Origin of the sequence: Photorhabdus luminescens subsp. luminescens (genome assembly GCF_001083805.1) — a bacterium.
Lineage (GTDB): Bacteria > Pseudomonadota > Gammaproteobacteria > Enterobacterales > Enterobacteriaceae > Photorhabdus > Photorhabdus luminescens.
In genome coordinates this window covers 370,080-388,542 of record NZ_JXSK01000004.1, presented here as the reverse complement: position 1 = coordinate 388,542, position 18,463 = coordinate 370,080, and the positions used below count along the sequence as shown (strand labels likewise).

The window sequence follows — 18,463 nt, the reverse complement described above, 5'->3', positions numbered from 1 at the left end:
TAGCTGAGACGGAGATTTCTGTCCGGGAGTGGATATGTCTGATCAGGTTACGCCGGTAAGAGATAAAAAAGGACTGTTGCCTTTGGAAGAAAGGCGTTTTTTGAGACTAGGATGGTTCGTAATTGGTGTGGGGATCTTGGGGTTTCTCATTTGGGCCGCGTTCGCACCGTTGGATAAAGGCGTTGCATCTTCCGGTGTGGTGGTTGTGGATGGCAATCGTAAAACAGTTCAGGCCCCGGCAAGCGGTATTATCAGCCAGATTAAGGTTGTTGAAGGAGAAACGATAAAAGCGGGTCAGACACTCGTCCAGCTCAGTCAGGTGCAGGCAAAGGCACAGGTCGATGCGCTTCAAGATCAACTGTATACCACACTAGCGACGGAAGCCCGTTTATTGGCAGAGCAGCATGGCGATGAAGCGCTAATTTTCCCCGACATATTACAGCAATTACAATCTGAACCGCGGGTGCATGAGATTATCGAACTGCAAAAGCAACTTTTTGTATCACGCCGAGAGGTGCTGAGAAGCGATTTGCAAGGGCTTGAGCAGTCTGTCGAAGGCATAGATTTTCAAATTAAAGGGCTGAAATCTGCTCTTATCAGTAAGCGTATGCAGCAGGCGGCGCTTAAAGAACAGATAACTAATCTGAAATCTTTAGCGGATGAGGGTTATTTTCCGCGTAATCGTTATTTGGAACTTCTGCGTGAACAGGCTGAACTCAATAGCAGCGTAGCGGAAATGGCAGGACGAGCAGGTCAGCTTGAAAAACAGTTACAGGAAACACAGCAGCGCATTATTCAGCGCAAAGCAGACTATCAGCGGGAAGTGCGCACGCAATTAGCGGAGGTTCAGGTCTCTGCCAGTGAATATAGAAATAAGCTGGATACGGCACAGTTTGAACTGACTCATACCTCAATTGTTGCGCCGGTTGACGGCACGGTTGTGGGATTAAATATTTTTACCCAAGGCGGGGTTGTTGCTCCCGGCGAAAAATTGATGGAAATTCTGCCGAACCAGATGGCGCTTGAAGTGGAAACGCGTGTTGCAGTTAATTTGGCGGATAAGATTAGCAAAGGGTTAGATGTGGATCTGATGTTCACCGCTTTTAACCAAAATCGGACGCCAAAAGTTGAAGGCAAAGTCGCCGTGATTTCCGCGGATAGGTTGGTCGATCCAGTCACTAGTCAACCTTATTATCAGATGAGAGTAGTTGTTTCTCCTAAGGGGATGGAAAAACTAAAAGGGTTGGATATCAGACCTGGGATGCCGGTTGAAGTCTTTGTTAAAACGGGTTCCCGTTCTCTATTAAGTTATCTGTTTAAGCCATTGTGGGATCGGGCTTCAACATCGTTGATAGAGGAGTGATTATGAAACTGAATAATGCTTCTTTATCAATTGGTTTGCTGATTCTTTTCAGCGTCAGTCTGTTCTCTTTTCCTGCATGGGCATTGAGTTTAACTGAGGCCTATGCGCTGGCGTTAGAAAATGATCCTACTTTTCTCTCCGCCGTGAAAGAGCGGGAGGGCGGTGAAGAGTATGCAAAGCTCGGCAGGGCAGAATTGTTACCTAAGGTCATAATGTCTTATCAGAATTCACCGCGGAATTGGCAACATATGGAGTCTGTTGGGTATGATATCTGGGGCAGGAAGACAACCAGCAGCCGGGATCGTCAATATAGCAGTTATAATGCGGCTGTGGTGTTGACTCAGCCGTTGATCGATTTTGAAATATGGGCTCGCTATAAAGCCAGCCAGGCTCACACTTTGATGAGCAATGAGCGTTTTCGGGCAAGTTTTCAGCAATTGGCTGTTCGGGTTGTGAATGCTTACGTGGATGTGGCTTATGCACAGGATCAGATTGATTTAGTTATACGGCAGAAAATGGCTTATGAAAAGCAACTGGAACTGAATAAGAAATTGTTTAGTTCTGGCGAAGGGACACGTACTGATGTGGTGGAAACGCAATCCCGTTACAGTCAGGCGATTGCTGATGAGATAGCAGCCAAAGACGATTTGGATGCGGCAATCCGAAGTTTACAGCTAATTGTGGGCGCTCCCCTCCCTGTTGATTTGCCTGTGCAACGGCTGTCAGATAAAAAGCGTTTCCGTATATTGAGGTTGTCGCCTGAGCGTTATGAGGAGTGGGAAAAATTGGCATTGGCTAACAACCCGGTTTTGGCTGCTTCTCGTCAGGAAGTGCAAGCCGCGTACCATGAAGTGCAGCGTAATCGGGCGGGTTATTTACCTAGGCTAGAGCTCTACGCTTCCCATTCTGAAAACGAATCAAGTAGCGATAATACCATAGATCAAAAATATCGAACTGATACCATTGGCTTGCGGATGAGTATGAATATCTATAATGGTGGTGCTACATCTGCCTCTGTACGTCAGGCGGCAGCCAACTATGGCAGGACAAAATATGATCTTGATGCTCAGGCTGGAGAAATCCTTAATGCACTACGCCGCAATTATAATCAGTACCTAAATAGTGAAAAACGGATCGGTGCTTATGAAATGGCGGTTGAATCAGCTAGCTTGCAGGTAGACGCGACCAGTAAAAGTGTTGCGCTTGGGCAGCGGGTTAATGTGGATGTCTTGAATGCTGAACAGCAGTTATATACTGCCCGACGTGATCTCTCACAAGCAAAGTATAATTATATTAAATCTTGGGTCGGCCTGCTTAGTGAGGCCGGAGAATTAAAAGGCGAACATCTGGATAAGATAGCGAAGTATTTTCGTTAAGTTGCTGTTGTCAGCCGGAGTTGTTGCAGATTACCACTTAAAGTCAGATCGGTACGTAATGACGCAACTTCCCGGCTGATAAACGCCATTTCTTTATTGGATTCTAGTTTATTGCGCCATTTATCGGGTTGTTGGTCGAGGTTCTGGAACAGATTATCCAGTGTACCGGCCTGTTGTAGTAAAGTGACAGCGGTTTTCGGCCCGATCCCCTGAATCCCCGGAATTTTACTGCTGCTTATCCCCGCAAGCCCCCAATAATCAGGTAGTTGTTCTGGTAAAACGCCAAACTCTTGTTGAACAAATGGCATATCCAACCAGCGTTTTTGAAAGTAGTCACGGATACGGATATTGGGTGAAAGTAACTGGCAATACCCTTTATCAGTAGAAACAATCGTCACGTTGTGACCGGCAGAAGTCACTTTTACGGCCAATGTCGCGGCTAGATCGTCAGCTTCATGCCCTTCTACGTGCCAACAGGCAACGCCTTGTTGCTCAAATGATGCCCTGATTTGCGGCATTTCTTGTTGCAGGTTGTCAGGCATGGGCGAACGGCCGGCTTTGTAGTCAGGTAGTATTTGGTGACGCCAACTGTGATTGCGATTCTCTTCATCGAATACTGCGACGGCATGTGTGGGGTGAGTGTGTTGGATAAGCTGCCTTAGCGCATGTTCACAAGCAGGAATGCATGGGCTGCCTTGCACAGCATGAATGCGTCGGATAAGGTTAAGAGCATCAACAATAAGAAGGTGTATCATATAGGGCCACTTTAATAACATAATGCTCCATCCGTGGAGCGCAGATATTTTTTCAGGTAATTTTATTTGATAATTTCGTAGCAAGGTTCGTAGGCGGTGCCTCCCGGTAGTTTCATCCGATGCTGTTCCACAAAGTCTTTCAATAATTTATCCATATGACCCATTATTTTAACATCCCCGTGGATTTTGAATGGACCTTGTTTTTCAATCGCTTGAATACCCACCTCTTTCACATTACCTGCAACAATCCCGGAAAAAGCCCGGCGCAGTGACGCTGCCAGTTTTTCAGGTGGTTGATCAGGATGAAGATTAAGATCAGCCATATTTTCATGGGAGGGTTCAAACGGCTGTTGCAAATCATAATTGATCTTCATTGACCAATTAAAACTATATGCATCACCGGTACTGTGGCGGCTATCTCTCACTAATGGCATCGCTTCTTTCATTATTCTGGCAACTTCAGGCGCGTTATCAATAATGATGTGATAGTAACGTCGCATATCTTCGCCCAATGTATGAACAATAAATTCGTCCAGAACTTGGAAATAGGCCTCACTCTCCTTTGGTCCGGTAAGAATTAATGGCAAGACTTGCTCCTGATTTTCTGGATTCATCAGAATACCTAGCAAATAAAGTAATTCTTCCGCTGTACCGACACCTCCTGGGAAAATAACGATACCATGAGCGATACGAACAAAAGCTTCCAGACGTTTTTCGATGTCTGGCATGATAATCAGCTCATTCACTAATGGATTTGGGGGTTCAGCCGCAATGATTGATGGTTCGGTGATACCAATAAAACGGCTATTTTTATAATTCTGTTGGGCATGGCCGACAGCCGCGCCTTTCATCGGCGCTTCCATTGCTCCGGGGCCACAGCCAGTACAGATATTCAGTCCGCGTAACCCAAGCTGGTTACCGACTTTACGGCCATACTGATACTCTTGCTTACTAATTGAGTGGCCTCCCCAACAGACGATCATGTTGAGATCGTCATCGGTATGCAGAGCTCTGGCATGGCGCAGAATAGAGAATATTCTGTTGGTGATATGCGCGCTATTCTCTGAATCGGAATAATCCTGTTGTCCTGGATCGCTAATCTGTGTATGGACAAACAAGATATCCCGCAGAACTGCGAATAGGTTAGCTTGTAGTGAGTGAATAATTTTGCCATCAACGAATGCGTCTTCTGGTGGCTCCACCAGCTCCAGTTTTACTCCACGCTCACGGCGCAGTACGTTAATCTCAAAATCGGTGTATTTAGAGAGCAGTTCTTTACTATTATCGGTTTGGCTACCTGAATTGAGTACGGCTAGTGAGCAATTACGGAACAGGCGATACAGATCACTTTTTGCGGTACTCTTTAGCATATCTACTTCAAGTTGAGATAATAAATCCATCGAGCCAAGTGGGTTGATATGTGTGATCAAGAATGACTCCTTGTATACCGTGTATGGATTACATATCAATATCACTAAACTGAATATATTACATACCCTATTTCAGCTTATTTTTCAAAAATTGCGCTTAGGAAAACAGATTTAGAACGGATTTATTGACGTGCTAATCTGCCTGTTTCTGGAACAAAGCTTGCGCTGTTTGTGCGCCACGGGTTGATATCTAATCCCCCGCGACGGGTATAACGAGCGTAGACTGAGAGCTTTTCTGGCGCACATAACTGTTGTAAATCGTTGAAGATACGCTCAACACATTGCTCGTGAAACTCATTGTGATGCCGGAATGATATCAAGTAACGTAACAGAGCTTCCCGATTGATTTTTGACCCTTGGTAGTGAATCTGGACAGATCCCCAGTCAGGTTGATGGGTGATCAGGCAATTAGATTTTAGCAGATGGCTAACCAAAACTTCTTCTACCAACGGGCCTTGTGCTGCACCTTGCAGATAATGACGATTAAAATCATATTCAGTCACTTCAATATCCTGATCGTCAATACATTCACCTGTAAAAGCAGAGATTGGCTGGTTATTGAAATGATCTAAATGATGAAGTGTCACTTCCACCTCGCCTTTAGCACAAGCAGCCAGATCGCGCTGTAGTGTTTCTTCAACGACTTGCCAGTTTTCAAAACGAGTCTGGTTAAAGCTGTTCAGATAAAGCTTAAAACTTTTAGATTCAATCAGGTTCTTACTTGTTGCATTTAAACTAACATGCCCGATAGCAACTTGTGGCAAGCCGCGACTATTCAGCCATGATAGCTCATATAGTGTCCAGATATCAGCGCCGTGAAACGGCAAATTATCAGGGAAAATTTCCATCGGTTCACGGTTCATATTGCGGGGTACAGCTTGCAATAAGCTGGCATCATATTGGTCACGATATAAAGTGGTCTTACCCAGTGTAAGTTGCTCAAGAGCTTGGTGATCCCGATATAACGACATGTTGTTCCTCAAAATCTGATAGTGGTGATGGCTAGTGGTGATGGCTTAAGTTTAGCAAGTTAGCGCGTTTGTCTGAATTTTATTTGTTCGCTCAGTTTACTATCTTTGGTTTACTATAAAATTGCTAAGTACACCCTAACAGTTACCGGTTGAAAATAATATGATTTCTAATGTTACAGAAGCGTTGTCTAATTTTACCCGTTGTTATGTCGATTTGTGGCAGAAGGAAACTGGAGCTCCCCCTGCCAGCCGTGAACTTTATGGTGTACCATCACCTTGTATTACCCAGACTGGCGACAGCATAGTTTATTGGCTTCCACAGCCTTTTCCTTTAGAGGATAAGCTGAATAGCGTCGAAGTTGCACTGGATATTCAATTACAACCGGCAATTCATGATTTTTATACATCACAATTGGCCGGTGATATGACGGTAGCGTTTGAAGGTCAACGTTTTAGTTTGATTCAGGTCTGGAGTGAAGATGACTTTATCCGTTTACAGGAAAACCTGATAGGACATTTGGTGACGCAGAAGCGGCTGAAACTGCCGCCAACGGCATTTATTGCGACGATGGAATCAGATGATATGGGTATCATTTCTCTGTGTAATTTGACCGGTGAAGTGATGTTGGAGCAATTTGGTAGCCATAAACGAACGCGGTTATTTACCGACTTAATTGGGTTTCTTGGTGCAATTAAACCTGTCTTTATTCGTTAGGCCCGGATTTTTAACGTTGCATTTGTAAGATATCTCTTACACTTCATGTAAGAGATATCATTGTTTACTTTTGTGAGTTTCACGTTAGTTTATTATTTTCATTTTATTTCAATAGGCTATAAATAATCACAGATTTTATTCCCTTTCCTCACTTACTGGTTCCAGTATGTGTAGCTTGTTTCATCGAACGAATTAATTCATGCTGTCCTTAGCGGGAAAGGAATCATTGCGCACAATTTCTCAAGGACAGATAAGTGATGATGGTCAGGATGACGCAATGCATAACAGGATCGTATGCAACATAAATAAAATGATAGGAAAGGGATAACCAACTAGGGACAATTTTTCAAGGAGTGAGCAGGGAGCATATTATTAGCGGGACTGCTATAAAATCAACTTAAGGGGAGCGCTTGTTCGCTCCCTTCTCTTATTTGGCGGAGCAAGCAAATTTTCAGCTTAAGGGGTATCGATGGTATTCTTGCGAACTTGGTTGTTTTGAATAAAAACTGAGTCAGACTGAAAATATGAGTACTGCAAAACAAATTCTGCATAAATTACAGTTAATTGAAGAAGCCATGAGGGCAATTGACTTGTGGCAGAGTCATCCGCCTAGACCGGAAGCTTTCGAAAGTGTTGAACCATTTTCCATTGATACGATGTTAGCTGAAGAGTGGTTGCAGTGGGTATTAATTCCGAGAATGTATGCATTGCTAGAGCAAGGATTGGCGTTGCCCACGGCATTTGCTATCGCGCCTTACTTTGAGGAGTCTTATAAAGAAGATACTACCGGGCGTTACCAGCAACTGCTTGAACATCTTCGTGCGTTGGATCGCTTATTTATGCAGGATAATGCCTGATATGTTGGAAATACTATATCAGGATGATCATATTGTGGCGGTTAACAAGCCAGCGGGGTGGTTAGTTCATCGTAGCTGGTTGGCGCGTCACGAAACTGTCTTTGTTATGCAAACATTGCGTGATCAGATTGGTCAGCATGTTTTCCCGGTACACCGTCTGGATAGACCAACGTCAGGTGTATTGCTGATGGCGCTTTCCAGCGATGTTGCCCGTCAGCTTTCTCAACAGTTTGAACATCATCAGTTACAAAAAACTTATCATGCTGTTGTGCGCGGTTATGTGTTGGAATCAGCTATTATTGATTACGCTCTGGTTGAGGAACTGGACAGGATCGCGGATAAATTTGCAGATGGCGATAAAGAGGCCCAGCCTTGTGTGACTTATTACCGACCACTGGCAACGGTAGAATGTCCGGTAGAGATAGGCCGTTATCCTACATCACGCTTTAGTTTGTTGGAATTGACACCGAAAACAGGCCGAAAACATCAATTGAGACGCCATATGGCACATATTCGTCACCCAATTATTGGTGATACGACACATGGCGATTTACGGCAAAACAGAGGAGTTACCATTCATTATCAAACCAGTCGGTTGATGCTTCATGCCAGTTATCTTGAATTAGATCACCCTGTTACGGGTGAGAAATTATCGCTTACGGCGAAATGGGATGCGTCATGGCAGCATTTAATACAACAATTTGGCTGGCAAGGTATTATCCCCGATTTGGAATATGATAGTAATTAGCGGAAGCCGTCGTTGACTCTCGCTGCCCTGCCATTATTACAAGCAAAGCAAGCTCTCGACGGAAGTAACCTAGTCTTGCTTTGCATCCGTAAATAGGTAGACAGCGGCTTGGCTTAATTCCATGATACTCAGAAAGTACAAGATATTCGGACAACTCAACAAAGCATTAGTGCGTTGAGTTAGGCGTAAGTTTAAGAACCAACAGGTGATATTGCTGAAATTCTGGCTTGTATATGATCTGACTTTGAATATGTTTCGTGCGGAAACAACAAAAAAGCCAGTATTCGTGACAAACGAAAACAGGCCAACATGAATAGCGCCTATATGGATAAAGTACTGATAGTTGGTTTTAATACGATGAGTAATAAACAAACACTCAGTTTCTACCTTGTTTAGATTAAAAGTTTCCTAGTGTAATATTATGTTAGTATTTAAATAAAAAATGCATTATTTTTTTAAAAAAATAGATTTAAACATTATTTTCGTAAATATTTTGTTCGATTTGAAAAGAGGTGTTTTTTTTACACATAGATAATGTAAAATTTTGAAATTTATGAATAAAATAAAATTTTGGAAATAATAAAAATGTAAATAAATGTAAATTAAATTTTGTTTTAAACTAAAAAAATATAAATTCCCTGAACCAAATTGGTCTTTGTTATATTAACTATATTAGAGTAGGAAGATGACACATATTAAGGAAATTAAACCTGATCAAAATGAAAGTAAAGTGATTAAAGATTTAATAGATCATATTGTTTTTGATGAGAAATTAGATAATCAATATGACTTTCTAGAAAGAGCCTCAATTTTCGCACAAGAGTTGCCTCGTAGTATTAGAGAAGAGTTTTATCATTTTAAGAGGCATGAGAAATATGCTGCTATTCATGTTAAAGATAACCCTGTTTTACTTAATGGTGTTCAACCAACTCCGAGAAAATTAATAGAATTAGAAGATGGATATAAAATTAATGATGCAAAAATATTATTAGGTCTATATGGATCTTTATTGGGAGAAGGTATGGGATTTACCTCCCAACGAAATGGTAGTATATACAATAATATTATTCCTTTCGAAGAATTACAAAATATCCCTAATTCAAGCAGTGGTTCAAATAAAGATTTCGGGTTTCATGTAGAAGATGCCTTTCACCCAGCAAGAGCTGAGTTCTTGGGACTTGTCTGTATGCGAAATGAAGAAAGAGCACCAACAACAATTTCTTGTATTGACGGTATTGAACTTACTGATAAGGAAAAGGATTTGCTTTTTCAGGACAGGTTTTATATTTCTCATAATCCAATTCATTCAACTTCAAATATTGTTAATGAAGAAGGTCAAGCCATATTATTTGGTGCAAAAGAAGAGCCTTATGTAAGAATTAATGCTGCTGCTTTGAACCTAGATAACAATTCATTAGATGAAATAAAAGCAGTTAATAAGATAATTGATTTTTTTAATAAAAATAAAAAATCAGTTGTTTTAAATACTTCAGATTGCATATTTGTTGATAACTTTAGATGTGTACACGCCAGGGATGCATATGAACCTTTATTTGGAGAAAAAGCACGTTGGTTAGCAAGAGTTGTCTTTACAACTGATTTAAAGAAATCTCGAGGAATGCGAGGATCTGTTCAAAGTCGAGCTATCATTGCTTAAGAGGTTTTTATGTTAGTTGAAAATACGATTATTTTAGAAAAAAAAAGTATAGCATTTTACAATGCTAATGGCGATTCTATAGAAAAAATAAACACTGATGCACCTAGAATATTGATTTTTGATTCGGGGGTTGGTGGTTTGTCAGTATCTAAATATATAGAAAAATTTTTTTTAGGTACTGACGTCGTTTATATTGCTGATAATAAGTTATATCCTTATGGAAATAAGGGTAGAACTTTGTTACTAGAAAGAATAGAAGATCTATTAGAGCAAGCAATACAAGTATTTAAGCCAATTGGTTTAATCATTGCCTGTAATACAGCATCAACTTTATTGAGTAACAGTTTTATAGAAAAGCTAAAAATGCCTTGTATTAAGGTGCTCTCTCCTATTTTAGAGGCTTTTCAGATCTCTTTGAAAAAGAATGTTCTTCTGATTGCTACACCTAATACAATTAACAGTGAGTATGTTAATAATATATGTGCAAAGTTAATTGATGATAAGTTTATCTTTAAAAAGTTAGGCTTAACAGAGTTGGTTAAATTTTCAGAGATGAAATCAAGAGGAATATCATTAAAAACCAATGATATAGAAAATTTAATATTAAGATTAATGACAAAGGAGGAAGTTGATAATGTGGATGTCGTGATTTTAGGATGCACTCACTTTCCTAATATTAAAGATGAATTAAAGTATATTTTTAAAAATGTTAAGGAATGGGTGGCTCCTGCCTATGATGCCATCAACTCACTTTATCAGGTGATTAGCCAAATTAACTCTCAAAAGGGAATTCAGAAATTTTTATTCTTAACAGAACAAAGTAAGGTTGATAACTTTACTTCTCCATATACATATAGTGGTTTTTTATAAAGATCTTCTAGGATAGTTAATTCGTGATAAATCAAAATATTGAAAGTTATAAATGGACAGTGTTATTTATAGCTACGATAACGCAGGCATGTGCATGTTTTTTTGTTCAAGGAATAGGTTCTATCGCTCCACTATTACAGCAACAGATGTCGTTATCTGCATTCCAAATTGGGTTACTAGTATCGTCTGCCCAACTTGCACCATTATTTGGCTTACTAGTAGCTGGAGAATTACTTGATAGGTTTAATGAAAAGTACGTGGTAAGTATAGGTGTTTTCTTCGTTGGAATGACTTTATGTTTTACCCTATTTTTTGATAGCTATTATGCAATTCTCATACTCTTATTTATTCTTGGGATTGGATATAGCTCTGCGCAACCAGGTGGGGCAAAATCCGTTTCTAATTGGTTTCCGAAAAGTCAGTTAGGTTTTGCTATGGGGATTAGACAAGCAGGATTGCCCTTAGGAGGGGCCTTGGCAAGTTTAATTCTACCATTTTTGGCAATTCGTTTTAATTGGCATTTTGCTTTCTTTGCTAGTGGATGTATTGCTATTTTTGGGGCTACACTTTTTTTTATATTTTATAAAGATAAAGATCCTAGAGCAAAGAAAATACGGCATATTAATATTATATCGACTATCCGAAATAAAGTATTGATGGTTAAAGAACCTGCGATGTTTAATATTATGTTGTCTGGCGCTTGTTTAACAGCTATTCAATATAGTGTGGTTATTTATCTAATTTCTTATTTTTATGAAGAGCTAAAAATTTCTCCATCTATAGGTGCAACTTTATTATTCTCAGCTCTTATCTCTGGGGTTGTAGGAAGAATAGCCTTAGCTGCTTGGAGTGACAGAACAAAAACAAATAGATATTTTCAAGTATTATGTTGCTTATTTTGTTCTTTGATTGGAATCGCTATTTTATTTTTTATTAAAACTGATAATTATTATTTTTTATTCCTATTAATGATCTTGCTTGGTTTCTTTGGAGTAGGTTGGTATGGCCCTTGGGTAGCTTATATAGCAGACACAGCCCCTAAAGATAGGGTGGGATTTGCTTTGGGTTTGGCTATGACAGCTAACCAAGTCTCTGTGATTGTTATTGCGCCATTAGTAGGGATATTAAGAGATATTACAGGTAGTTATAACTTAAGTTGGATATTACTGATACTTTTTACTTTCTTTACTTTACTAAGTACTTACTTTAGAAATAAAAAGGTATTAGCAGGCTAATATAGGATATAATTATTGTATCTTTATTGCTTGTCATCAATAGTTGTATAAAAAGCACTTTAAGGTGCTTTTTATTCTCCATTGACAATAAGTGTTTTAATATAATAATTACGCTGGCTTTATTGTTTTTTATAATTAATAGTAAAGAGAAAAATAGTCGAGATAACTATTGATGAAATTAATAATATTGTAAATCCAGCAACGATTTCTTTAATATCAACACCTAAATAAATAGTATAAAAAAGAATGATCATAGTAATAAATACATAAATCCCTGATTGCATACCCAAAGTATAAAGAGAATTTTTTGAATATAACCCCAGATAAGAGAAAAAAACAGGTTGCATAATGGTATTAGCTAAAAATACCATAATTGTAAATAATAAATAGAGTATGCCAGAATTTATCATAATGCCAAGTAAACAGAATCCGAGAGAAAATAATTGCATCATATTACCTACCATGATTCTTTTGGTTAAAAGTGCAGATTTGATGACTTTCATGATCCCAATTGCACAGGGGAACCATATAATCAGTAATATGATATACATTTGAATCATATCAATATGTTCAAAATATTTTATTCGCATTGCTGGCATAATCATTAAGGATAGGAGAAAGCAAACATTGATTATCACTAAACTGGAAAAGGCAAAGAAAACGACTAATTTATTGGTTGTTTTTACATAATCTTTAAGATCCTGCTTTTGTTTTTTTAAATTATTGTTTTTTAAATTATGGCTTTTAAAGCCAGTGAAATAGATAATTGAAGCAGTAGAGTAAATAAAAGCAGCAAAAAGGTCTGCTGATGTGCGGTAATTTAAACCTAAAAAAGAGAAAATAATAGGAATTAAAAAGGGTAGGCTTAATAACGCCAAGCTTAAAATAGTAAAATCATTATTCGTTTTATTTTCATTTCTTGCGGTTATAAGGATATTTCTTCCCATTATGACAATAAATCCACTTATTACCCCCCATAATATTCTATGTAGAGCATCCAACCAAACTGGAATAAGTATTATTTCTCTTGCAAAGAGAATGCAGTTTGTAGTTGCTAATAATAAAAATAATCCAAAAATATTTTTTTCAAAAAAATTAATATTCATTTTTCGAATAAGAAAAGATATGGTCATGCATCCCAGAGATAACCCCAATAAATAGGAAAAAACAGGAATGTAAGCGTCTAAAATCATACCGCCATCTTTAAGCATGGTATCTACCCAAATCATCAGGCCGGATGAACCGGTGATGTTTGCGGCACTTAATAGTATACTCAACACAACAGCTCTATTGTTAAACATAGTGATGGTTTTCCTTTATTTAGTGCTTATTTGTGCTGTTCTATTGATTTCATAATACTATTGTTAATCTTGAAAAAAAGGATATGGTCATTTTTCATATTAATATCAATATTATCAACTAAAGTCGTTTAAAAAAGTGATTTTAACATTGAATTATTATTGGCTAAATAACTTGATTTAAGATGACTTCACTTCTGTTACTTGATCTTGGTTGTCACAGAGAACGATATTTTTGATGATTACCTGTTACCGTTTTATGTAGAATAACTACAGTTATTGATCGCTACGTCTGTTCGTAATTAGTTTATTAGATATATGATTAGTCATTAGTGCTGTTTACATGACAGAATGAACTTAATAGTGGCAATATTTGCTTTGATGAGATGGCTTAGCTGGTAAAGGTAATTATCCCTGATTTGGGAAGGGTTGAGTTTTCTGCTGTTGCCAGCGAGGATAACTGATAATTCCTTTGAAGAGATAATAAATTATGGCGAAGATTGGTATTTTTGTTGGTACTGTTTACGGCAACGCGCTTGCTGTTGCAGAAGAAGCACAGCAGATCCTTGAACAACAAGGTCATGATATCGAAGTATTTGAAGAAGGGGAGTTGGAGCAGTGGCAATCCTATCTTGATAACACGGTTTTAGTTATTACTTCAACGACTGGGCAAGGGGATTTACCTGATAATATTCAGCCGCTTTATTATGCTTTGCGAGATGAATTGGGTTATCAGCCAGAATTACGCTATGGCGTGATCGCTTTGGGAGATAGCAGCTACGAGAACTTTTGTGGCGGCGGGCGTACTTTTGATGATTTACTACAAGAGCAAGGAGCAATAAGAATCGGCGAAGTTCTGATGGTAGATGCGGTGGAAGAAGCTGAACCGGAAGTTTTTGCTCAGCCTTGGATTAAACAGTGGGGGGGATTAGTTGAATAATCGAAATACACCGCTTATACCGGATAGGATATAAGCGGTGTAATTAATAGAACCGTTTTATTTACGGGTTAGTTTTTCCAGATCGGCTTCAATCTCGGCAATCTTGTTGGCAACAACGTGTTCAAGATGACGTAAGTCATCGAGAATTTTGTGTTTCAAATCGACTTCTGCTTGATCTCGTTTGCAAATTTGATCCAACTCTTCAATCACATAACGCAGGTTAGTGTTGATTTCGTTGATCTCTTTGTATCCTTGCTCTGTATTGTTTGCAGTTACAGTCTTGCGTTGACGCGGATATTTGAATTTCACGCTTTTAGCAAAGAATTCACCTTTATCCTTGCGGAAATAGATTTTCAGAATATCGTTGTTAGCTTCCTGACGCAGACTATAGCGGTCAATTTCTTCGGGGTATGTGATCCCCAGACTCTTTAAATTATCGTACATGGCGCCACCTTAAGGGTATTTTTCCCAGTAGGTTATTTTATACGTTATTTTGAATGTGGGTCGTGCTCAAACGTCTTATGTACGCTGTATCCGTTCCAGGTTGTGCACGTTGCCCGCGTTCAAACTCCCTATATTAATAACACTGACTGAGGTCGGTAATGATGATAAAAAGCAAAAAAATAGCGGACTTATTTATTATCCGCTATTTTAAAGTTTAATCTATCGATCTAAGTAGTTCATTAATGCCCACTTTTCCTCGTGTTTTGGCATCCACTTTTTTGACAATGACAGCACAATACAGGCTATAACTACCATCTTTTGATGGGAGGTTGCCAGAGACAACAACAGAACCCGCAGGGACGCGACCATAATGGATTTCGCCTGTTTCACGATCATAGATTTTGGTGCTTTGACCGATATAGACACCCATTGAAATCACTGAACCCTCTTCGACAATGACACCTTCTACAATTTCAGAACGGGCGCCGATAAAGCAGTTGTCTTCAATGATGGTTGGGTTAGCTTGCAATGGTTCCAATACGCCGCCGATGCCGACACCACCGGATAAATGGACGTTTTTACCAATTTGGGCACAGGAGCCGACTGTTGCCCAGGTATCTACCATTGTTCCTTCATCAACGTAAGCGCCGATGTTGACATAGGAAGGCATCAGTACGCAGTTACGGGCAATAAAGACCCCTTGACGTGCTGTCGCAGGAGGTACTACGCGAAAGCCCTCTTTTTCAAATCTTGCCTGATCATAGTCAGAGAATTTCATCGGAACTTTATCGAAATAACGGCTTTCTGCGCCATCAATGATCTGATTTTCATTAATACGGAAAGAGAGCAGTACAGCCATTTTTAGCCATTGATGAGTGACCCACTGACCGTCAATTTTCTCTGCAACGCGCAGTTTTCCACTATCCAGAAGATTGATGACTTGAGTAACAGCATCACGTGTTTCATGGTTGACTGTTGCTGGAGTAAGCGTTGCGCGGTTTTCAAAAGCATTTTCGATAATGGATTGTAATTGCTGCATTGCATCGGTTCCTTGGTTATCGTCCGAATCATGGGCTTATATTCAGTTATATTTTATCCTTTGGATTTAGGGTTGCTGTCAACCTTTCTGATAATTCTTCTCTGACTTTTTTATTTAATGCTTTGTGATCCTTATCTGCCAGAACAAAAAAGTCTTCGACACGTTCACCGATGGTGGTGATATGTGCACCATGCAGTGAAACCCCCATTTCGGCAAAAATATTACCAACTCTTGCCAGTAATCCCGGTTGATCCAAGGCAAATAGTTCCATATAGGTGCGTCGTTCATTATGGGTAGGTAAGAAGGTCACTTTTGTTGGTACGTTGAAGTGGCGCAGTTTGGTTGGCAATTTTCGTGTTTTCGGTGTCTTGGTATGAGGATCCAGAACGACTTGTAAAAGTGCGTTACGTATTATTTCGTGGCGATCCGATGCTAAAGGATGACCATTGGGTTCCAATACCAAGAAAGTGTCCATTGTCATACCATCACGATTGGTAAATATTTGAGCATTATGAACACTCAGGTTACGTCTATCCAATTCGCCGACAACCGCCGCAAACAGGGAAGGGCGATCTAAGCTCCAGATAAAAATTTCTGTGCCGCCGCGAGTTGGCTTGGTACTTATCAGTATCAGTGACTCTTGAGAATCATGTTGTACTAGATGGCGAGCGTGCCAGGCGAGTTGTTTTGGCGTATGGCGAAGGAAATAATCTGCATGACAACGACTCCAGAGCTGATGGAGTTTCTGCTCGTTAATATTATCTTGGCGCAACAGAGCAAGCGCCTGAAAACGGTTGTGACGGATGCGTTCCCGAAAATCTGGCGTATTTCCCTGGCGCAATTGATTTTCTGTAGAGAAATAGAGTTCCCGTAACAAGCTCTGCTTCCAACTATTCCATAGGTTGATATTGGTTGCGCAGATATCAGCGACTGTTAGACAGATCAGATAGCGTAGCCGAGTTTCATTGAGGATTTGATGAGCAAATTGCTTGATGATTTCTGGGTCCTGAATATCTCGCCGTTGAGCTGTGACCGACATTAATAGATGATGACGAACCAGCCAGGCTACCAAATCAGCTTCTAGTGAGTTAAGCCCATGTTGCAATGAAAATGCTAGCGCATCGTCAGCGCCAAGATCAGAGTGGTCGCCAGTACGCCCTTTGGCGATATCATGAAATAGTGCAGCTAGACGTAGAAGCTCTGGCTGCGGCAGACGAGGGTATAATTCAACACAGAGTGGATGGGCTGCACGATTATTCTCATCGGCAAAACTTTCCAGTTTTCTTAGTACACGGATAGTATGTTCATCGACGGTATAGGCGTGAAACAGATCAAATTGCATCTGACCGACGATATTACCCCAAAGCGGTGTATAAGCGCCAAGAACACTGTGACGATGCATAGGCACAAATGCGCTTTCAATCGCCCTTGGGTGACGTAGGATATCCATAAAAATTTGGCGAGCTTCAGGTAATTCACACAACGGCTGAGACAGGTTGCGGCGGGCATAACGGAGGTGGCGTAACGTAGTAGAATAAATGCCTTGAACTTCCTCATGTTCTGCCATGAGATAAAACATCCGCATAATAGCCGCGGGTTCTTTGATAAATAGGGTTTCATCGATGAGATCAATAAGTTGTCCCCGTAGCTGGAATTCACTATCCAGTGGGCGGGATTTTTCATTGGTTTCCAGTGCCAGAATAGCTTCATCAAATAGTTGCAGTAGCATATTGTTGAGTTCGCTGACGCGGCGAGTCATCCGGTAGAAATCTTTCATCATTCGTTCTACTGGTTGATTACGCTCTCCCTGATAACCTAATAATTGAGCAATACTGAACTGGCGATCAAATAACAGACGGTTATCATAACGATTGACTATCAGATGTAGAGCAAAGCGGATCCGCCAAAGGAAACTTTGGCATTCATTTAGTTCATTACGTTCTTCCGCTGTTAGGAAACCAAAGTCAACCATTTCATCTATAGAGGTTGCACCAAAATGGCGGCGGGCAACCCACAGTAAAGTGTGGATGTCTCGCAACCCGCCGGGGCTGCTTTTGATATCAGGTTCCAGATTATAACTGGTGCTGTGATAGCGCTGATGGCGTTCGTGTTGTTCGACAATTTTAGCATCAAAGAAGTCAGTGGAAGGCCAAAAACCATCACTGAAAGTATGTTGCTGTAATCGAAGAAAAATGGATGGATCGCCACAAATTAACCGTGATTCGATTAAATTCGTCGCAATAGTCAGATCTGACAGCCCTTCCAGCAAACACTCTTCAAATGTGCGGACACTGTGGCCGACTTCCAGCCGGATATCCCATAGTAAAGTGATAAATTGCCCAACATCCTGAGCTTGAGGCGGTGTGAGCGGTTGTGCGCTGAGTATCAGCACGTCAATATCAGATAGTGGATGCAGTTCCCGCCGGCCATATCCGCCGACGGCAATCAATGAAAGTGATGAAATTTTATCAAATTCATAGGCATACCATAATTGTTGTAACAACTGGTCTATGTAATCACTGCGTGCGGAAATCAAGGCTTCTGCGGAAATACCCGCTTTAAATGCATGTTCCAGCCAAAGCTGAAATTCTTCGAGGTGCTGTTTCAACACGGGGTAGTGAAGCTCTTCACTAGAAAAATCAGCGGGAGAAAGTGGCGGGATAGGGGCCCGAATTGTGGCGATATCTGCTGACATAAGTATAAACCTATGGGAAAGGCGAATCATAACGGCCAGATTACTGAGAAAGTAGGGTGTTAAACAAGGG

The 18,463-nt window shown here is 40.2% G+C and carries 16 protein-coding genes; 9 read left to right on the top strand and 7 right to left on the bottom strand.

The annotated features are described in order from the left end of the window. Positions 1-34 precede the first annotated feature (34 nt). The gene (locus TI10_RS12685) at positions 35-1,363 is read left to right on the top strand and encodes an HlyD family type I secretion periplasmic adaptor subunit (protein WP_049583697.1); all 1,329 of its coding nucleotides are present in this window, start codon (positions 35-37) and stop codon (positions 1,361-1,363) included. Between the two features lie 2 nt (positions 1,364-1,365). Continuing rightward, positions 1,366-2,739 carry a TolC family outer membrane protein gene (locus TI10_RS12680; protein ID WP_049583696.1) on the top strand — a complete coding sequence of 458 codons (1,374 nt, stop codon included), beginning with the start codon at positions 1,366-1,368 and terminating at the stop codon, positions 2,737-2,739. Here TI10_RS12680 and xni read toward each other — a convergent pair. The 3 genes from xni to queF form a co-directional block, all read right to left on the bottom strand. Then, a complete protein-coding gene (xni, locus tag TI10_RS12675) occupies positions 2,736-3,494 on the bottom strand; it encodes a flap endonuclease Xni (RefSeq protein ID WP_049583811.1) in 759 nt (252 codons plus the stop codon). The two genes, TI10_RS12680 and xni, sit on opposite strands and share 4 nt — an antisense overlap. Positions 3,495-3,556: 62 nt before the next feature. Further along, on the bottom strand, positions 3,557-4,924 hold the full coding sequence (gene ppnN / locus TI10_RS12670) for a nucleotide 5'-monophosphate nucleosidase PpnN (protein ID WP_049583695.1): 1,368 nt from the start codon (positions 4,922-4,924) through the stop codon (positions 3,557-3,559). A gap of 122 nt (positions 4,925-5,046) precedes the next feature. Further along, positions 5,047-5,895, bottom strand: coding sequence for an NADPH-dependent 7-cyano-7-deazaguanine reductase QueF (gene queF / locus TI10_RS12665; protein ID WP_049583694.1), 849 nt, complete (start codon positions 5,893-5,895; stop codon positions 5,047-5,049). Positions 5,896-6,055: 160 nt separating this feature from the next. Here queF and syd point away from each other — a divergent pair, with 160 nt between their 5' ends. The 6 genes from syd (at position 6,056) to TI10_RS12635 (ending at position 11,977) form a co-directional block, all read left to right on the top strand. Next, on the top strand, positions 6,056-6,610 hold the full coding sequence (gene syd / locus TI10_RS12660; RefSeq protein ID WP_049583692.1) for a SecY-interacting protein: 555 nt from the start codon (positions 6,056-6,058) through the stop codon (positions 6,608-6,610). Between the two features lie 524 nt (positions 6,611-7,134). After that, complete coding sequence (locus TI10_RS12655) at positions 7,135-7,467, top strand: YqcC family protein (protein ID WP_049583691.1); 333 nt, start codon at positions 7,135-7,137, stop codon at positions 7,465-7,467. A gap of 1 nt (position 7,468) precedes the next feature. Beyond that, positions 7,469-8,215 carry a tRNA pseudouridine(65) synthase TruC gene (gene truC, locus TI10_RS12650; RefSeq protein WP_049583690.1) on the top strand — a complete coding sequence of 249 codons (747 nt, stop codon included), beginning with the start codon at positions 7,469-7,471 and terminating at the stop codon, positions 8,213-8,215. 685 nt (positions 8,216-8,900) lie between these two features. After that, a complete protein-coding gene (locus TI10_RS12645; protein WP_049583689.1) occupies positions 8,901-9,872 on the top strand; it encodes a Fe(II)-2OG oxygenase family protein in 972 nt (323 codons plus the stop codon). 9 nt (positions 9,873-9,881) lie between these two features. Then, positions 9,882-10,742 carry a glutamate racemase gene (murI, locus tag TI10_RS12640; RefSeq protein WP_049583688.1) on the top strand — a complete coding sequence of 287 codons (861 nt, stop codon included), beginning with the start codon at positions 9,882-9,884 and terminating at the stop codon, positions 10,740-10,742. 23 nt (positions 10,743-10,765) lie between these two features. Beyond that, on the top strand, positions 10,766-11,977 hold the full coding sequence (locus TI10_RS12635; protein WP_074524976.1) for an MFS transporter: 1,212 nt from the start codon (positions 10,766-10,768) through the stop codon (positions 11,975-11,977). Between the two features lie 119 nt (positions 11,978-12,096). Here the strand turns inward: TI10_RS12635 and TI10_RS12630 are convergent, their stop codons facing one another. Continuing rightward, complete coding sequence (locus TI10_RS12630; RefSeq protein ID WP_049583687.1) at positions 12,097-13,278, bottom strand: hypothetical protein; 1,182 nt, start codon at positions 13,276-13,278, stop codon at positions 12,097-12,099. 487 nt (positions 13,279-13,765) lie between these two features. Here TI10_RS12630 and TI10_RS12625 point away from each other — a divergent pair, with 487 nt between their 5' ends. Next, positions 13,766-14,215, top strand: coding sequence for a flavodoxin (locus TI10_RS12625; RefSeq protein WP_049583686.1), 450 nt, complete (start codon positions 13,766-13,768; stop codon positions 14,213-14,215). Between the two features lie 57 nt (positions 14,216-14,272). Here the strand turns inward: TI10_RS12625 and TI10_RS12620 are convergent, their stop codons facing one another. The 3 genes from TI10_RS12620 to glnD all read right to left on the bottom strand — a co-directional run bounded on the left by TI10_RS12620 (position 14,273) and on the right by glnD (position 18,393). Continuing rightward, positions 14,273-14,659, bottom strand: coding sequence for a DUF3461 family protein (locus TI10_RS12620; protein ID WP_036781518.1), 387 nt, complete (start codon positions 14,657-14,659; stop codon positions 14,273-14,275). Positions 14,660-14,873: 214 nt separating this feature from the next. Continuing rightward, positions 14,874-15,698 carry a 2,3,4,5-tetrahydropyridine-2,6-dicarboxylate N-succinyltransferase gene (gene dapD / locus TI10_RS12615; RefSeq protein ID WP_049583685.1) on the bottom strand — a complete coding sequence of 275 codons (825 nt, stop codon included), beginning with the start codon at positions 15,696-15,698 and terminating at the stop codon, positions 14,874-14,876. 46 nt (positions 15,699-15,744) lie between these two features. Next, positions 15,745-18,393: a bifunctional uridylyltransferase/uridylyl-removing protein GlnD gene (gene glnD / locus TI10_RS12610; RefSeq protein ID WP_049583684.1), complete on the bottom strand. Its 2,649-nt coding sequence runs from the start codon at positions 18,391-18,393 to the stop codon at positions 15,745-15,747. Positions 18,394-18,463: the final 70 nt, after the last annotated feature.

What these genes read in the sequence shown, in the direction of transcription:
- TI10_RS12685 (WP_049583697.1), top strand. Translation starts at nt 35, where the DNA reads ATGTCTGATCAGGTTACGCCGGTAAGAGATAAAAAAGGACTGTTGCCT.
- TI10_RS12680 (WP_049583696.1), top strand. Translation starts at nt 1,366, where the DNA reads ATGAAACTGAATAATGCTTCTTTATCAATTGGTTTGCTGATTCTTTTC.
- xni (WP_049583811.1), bottom strand. Translation starts at nt 3,494, where the DNA reads ATGATACACCTTCTTATTGTTGATGCTCTTAACCTTATCCGACGCATT.
- queF (WP_049583694.1), bottom strand. Translation starts at nt 5,895, where the DNA reads ATGTCGTTATATCGGGATCACCAAGCTCTTGAGCAACTTACACTGGGT.
- syd (WP_049583692.1), top strand. Translation starts at nt 6,056, where the DNA reads ATGATTTCTAATGTTACAGAAGCGTTGTCTAATTTTACCCGTTGTTAT.
- TI10_RS12655 (WP_049583691.1), top strand. Translation starts at nt 7,135, where the DNA reads ATGAGTACTGCAAAACAAATTCTGCATAAATTACAGTTAATTGAAGAA.
- truC (WP_049583690.1), top strand. Translation starts at nt 7,469, where the DNA reads ATGTTGGAAATACTATATCAGGATGATCATATTGTGGCGGTTAACAAG.
- TI10_RS12645 (WP_049583689.1), top strand. Translation starts at nt 8,901, where the DNA reads ATGACACATATTAAGGAAATTAAACCTGATCAAAATGAAAGTAAAGTG.
- murI (WP_049583688.1), top strand. Translation starts at nt 9,882, where the DNA reads ATGTTAGTTGAAAATACGATTATTTTAGAAAAAAAAAGTATAGCATTT.
- TI10_RS12630 (WP_049583687.1), bottom strand. Translation starts at nt 13,278, where the DNA reads ATGTTTAACAATAGAGCTGTTGTGTTGAGTATACTATTAAGTGCCGCA.
- TI10_RS12625 (WP_049583686.1), top strand. Translation starts at nt 13,766, where the DNA reads ATGGCGAAGATTGGTATTTTTGTTGGTACTGTTTACGGCAACGCGCTT.
- TI10_RS12620 (WP_036781518.1), bottom strand. Translation starts at nt 14,659, where the DNA reads ATGTACGATAATTTAAAGAGTCTGGGGATCACATACCCCGAAGAAATT.
- dapD (WP_049583685.1), bottom strand. Translation starts at nt 15,698, where the DNA reads ATGCAGCAATTACAATCCATTATCGAAAATGCTTTTGAAAACCGCGCA.
- glnD (WP_049583684.1), bottom strand. Translation starts at nt 18,393, where the DNA reads ATGTCAGCAGATATCGCCACAATTCGGGCCCCTATCCCGCCACTTTCT.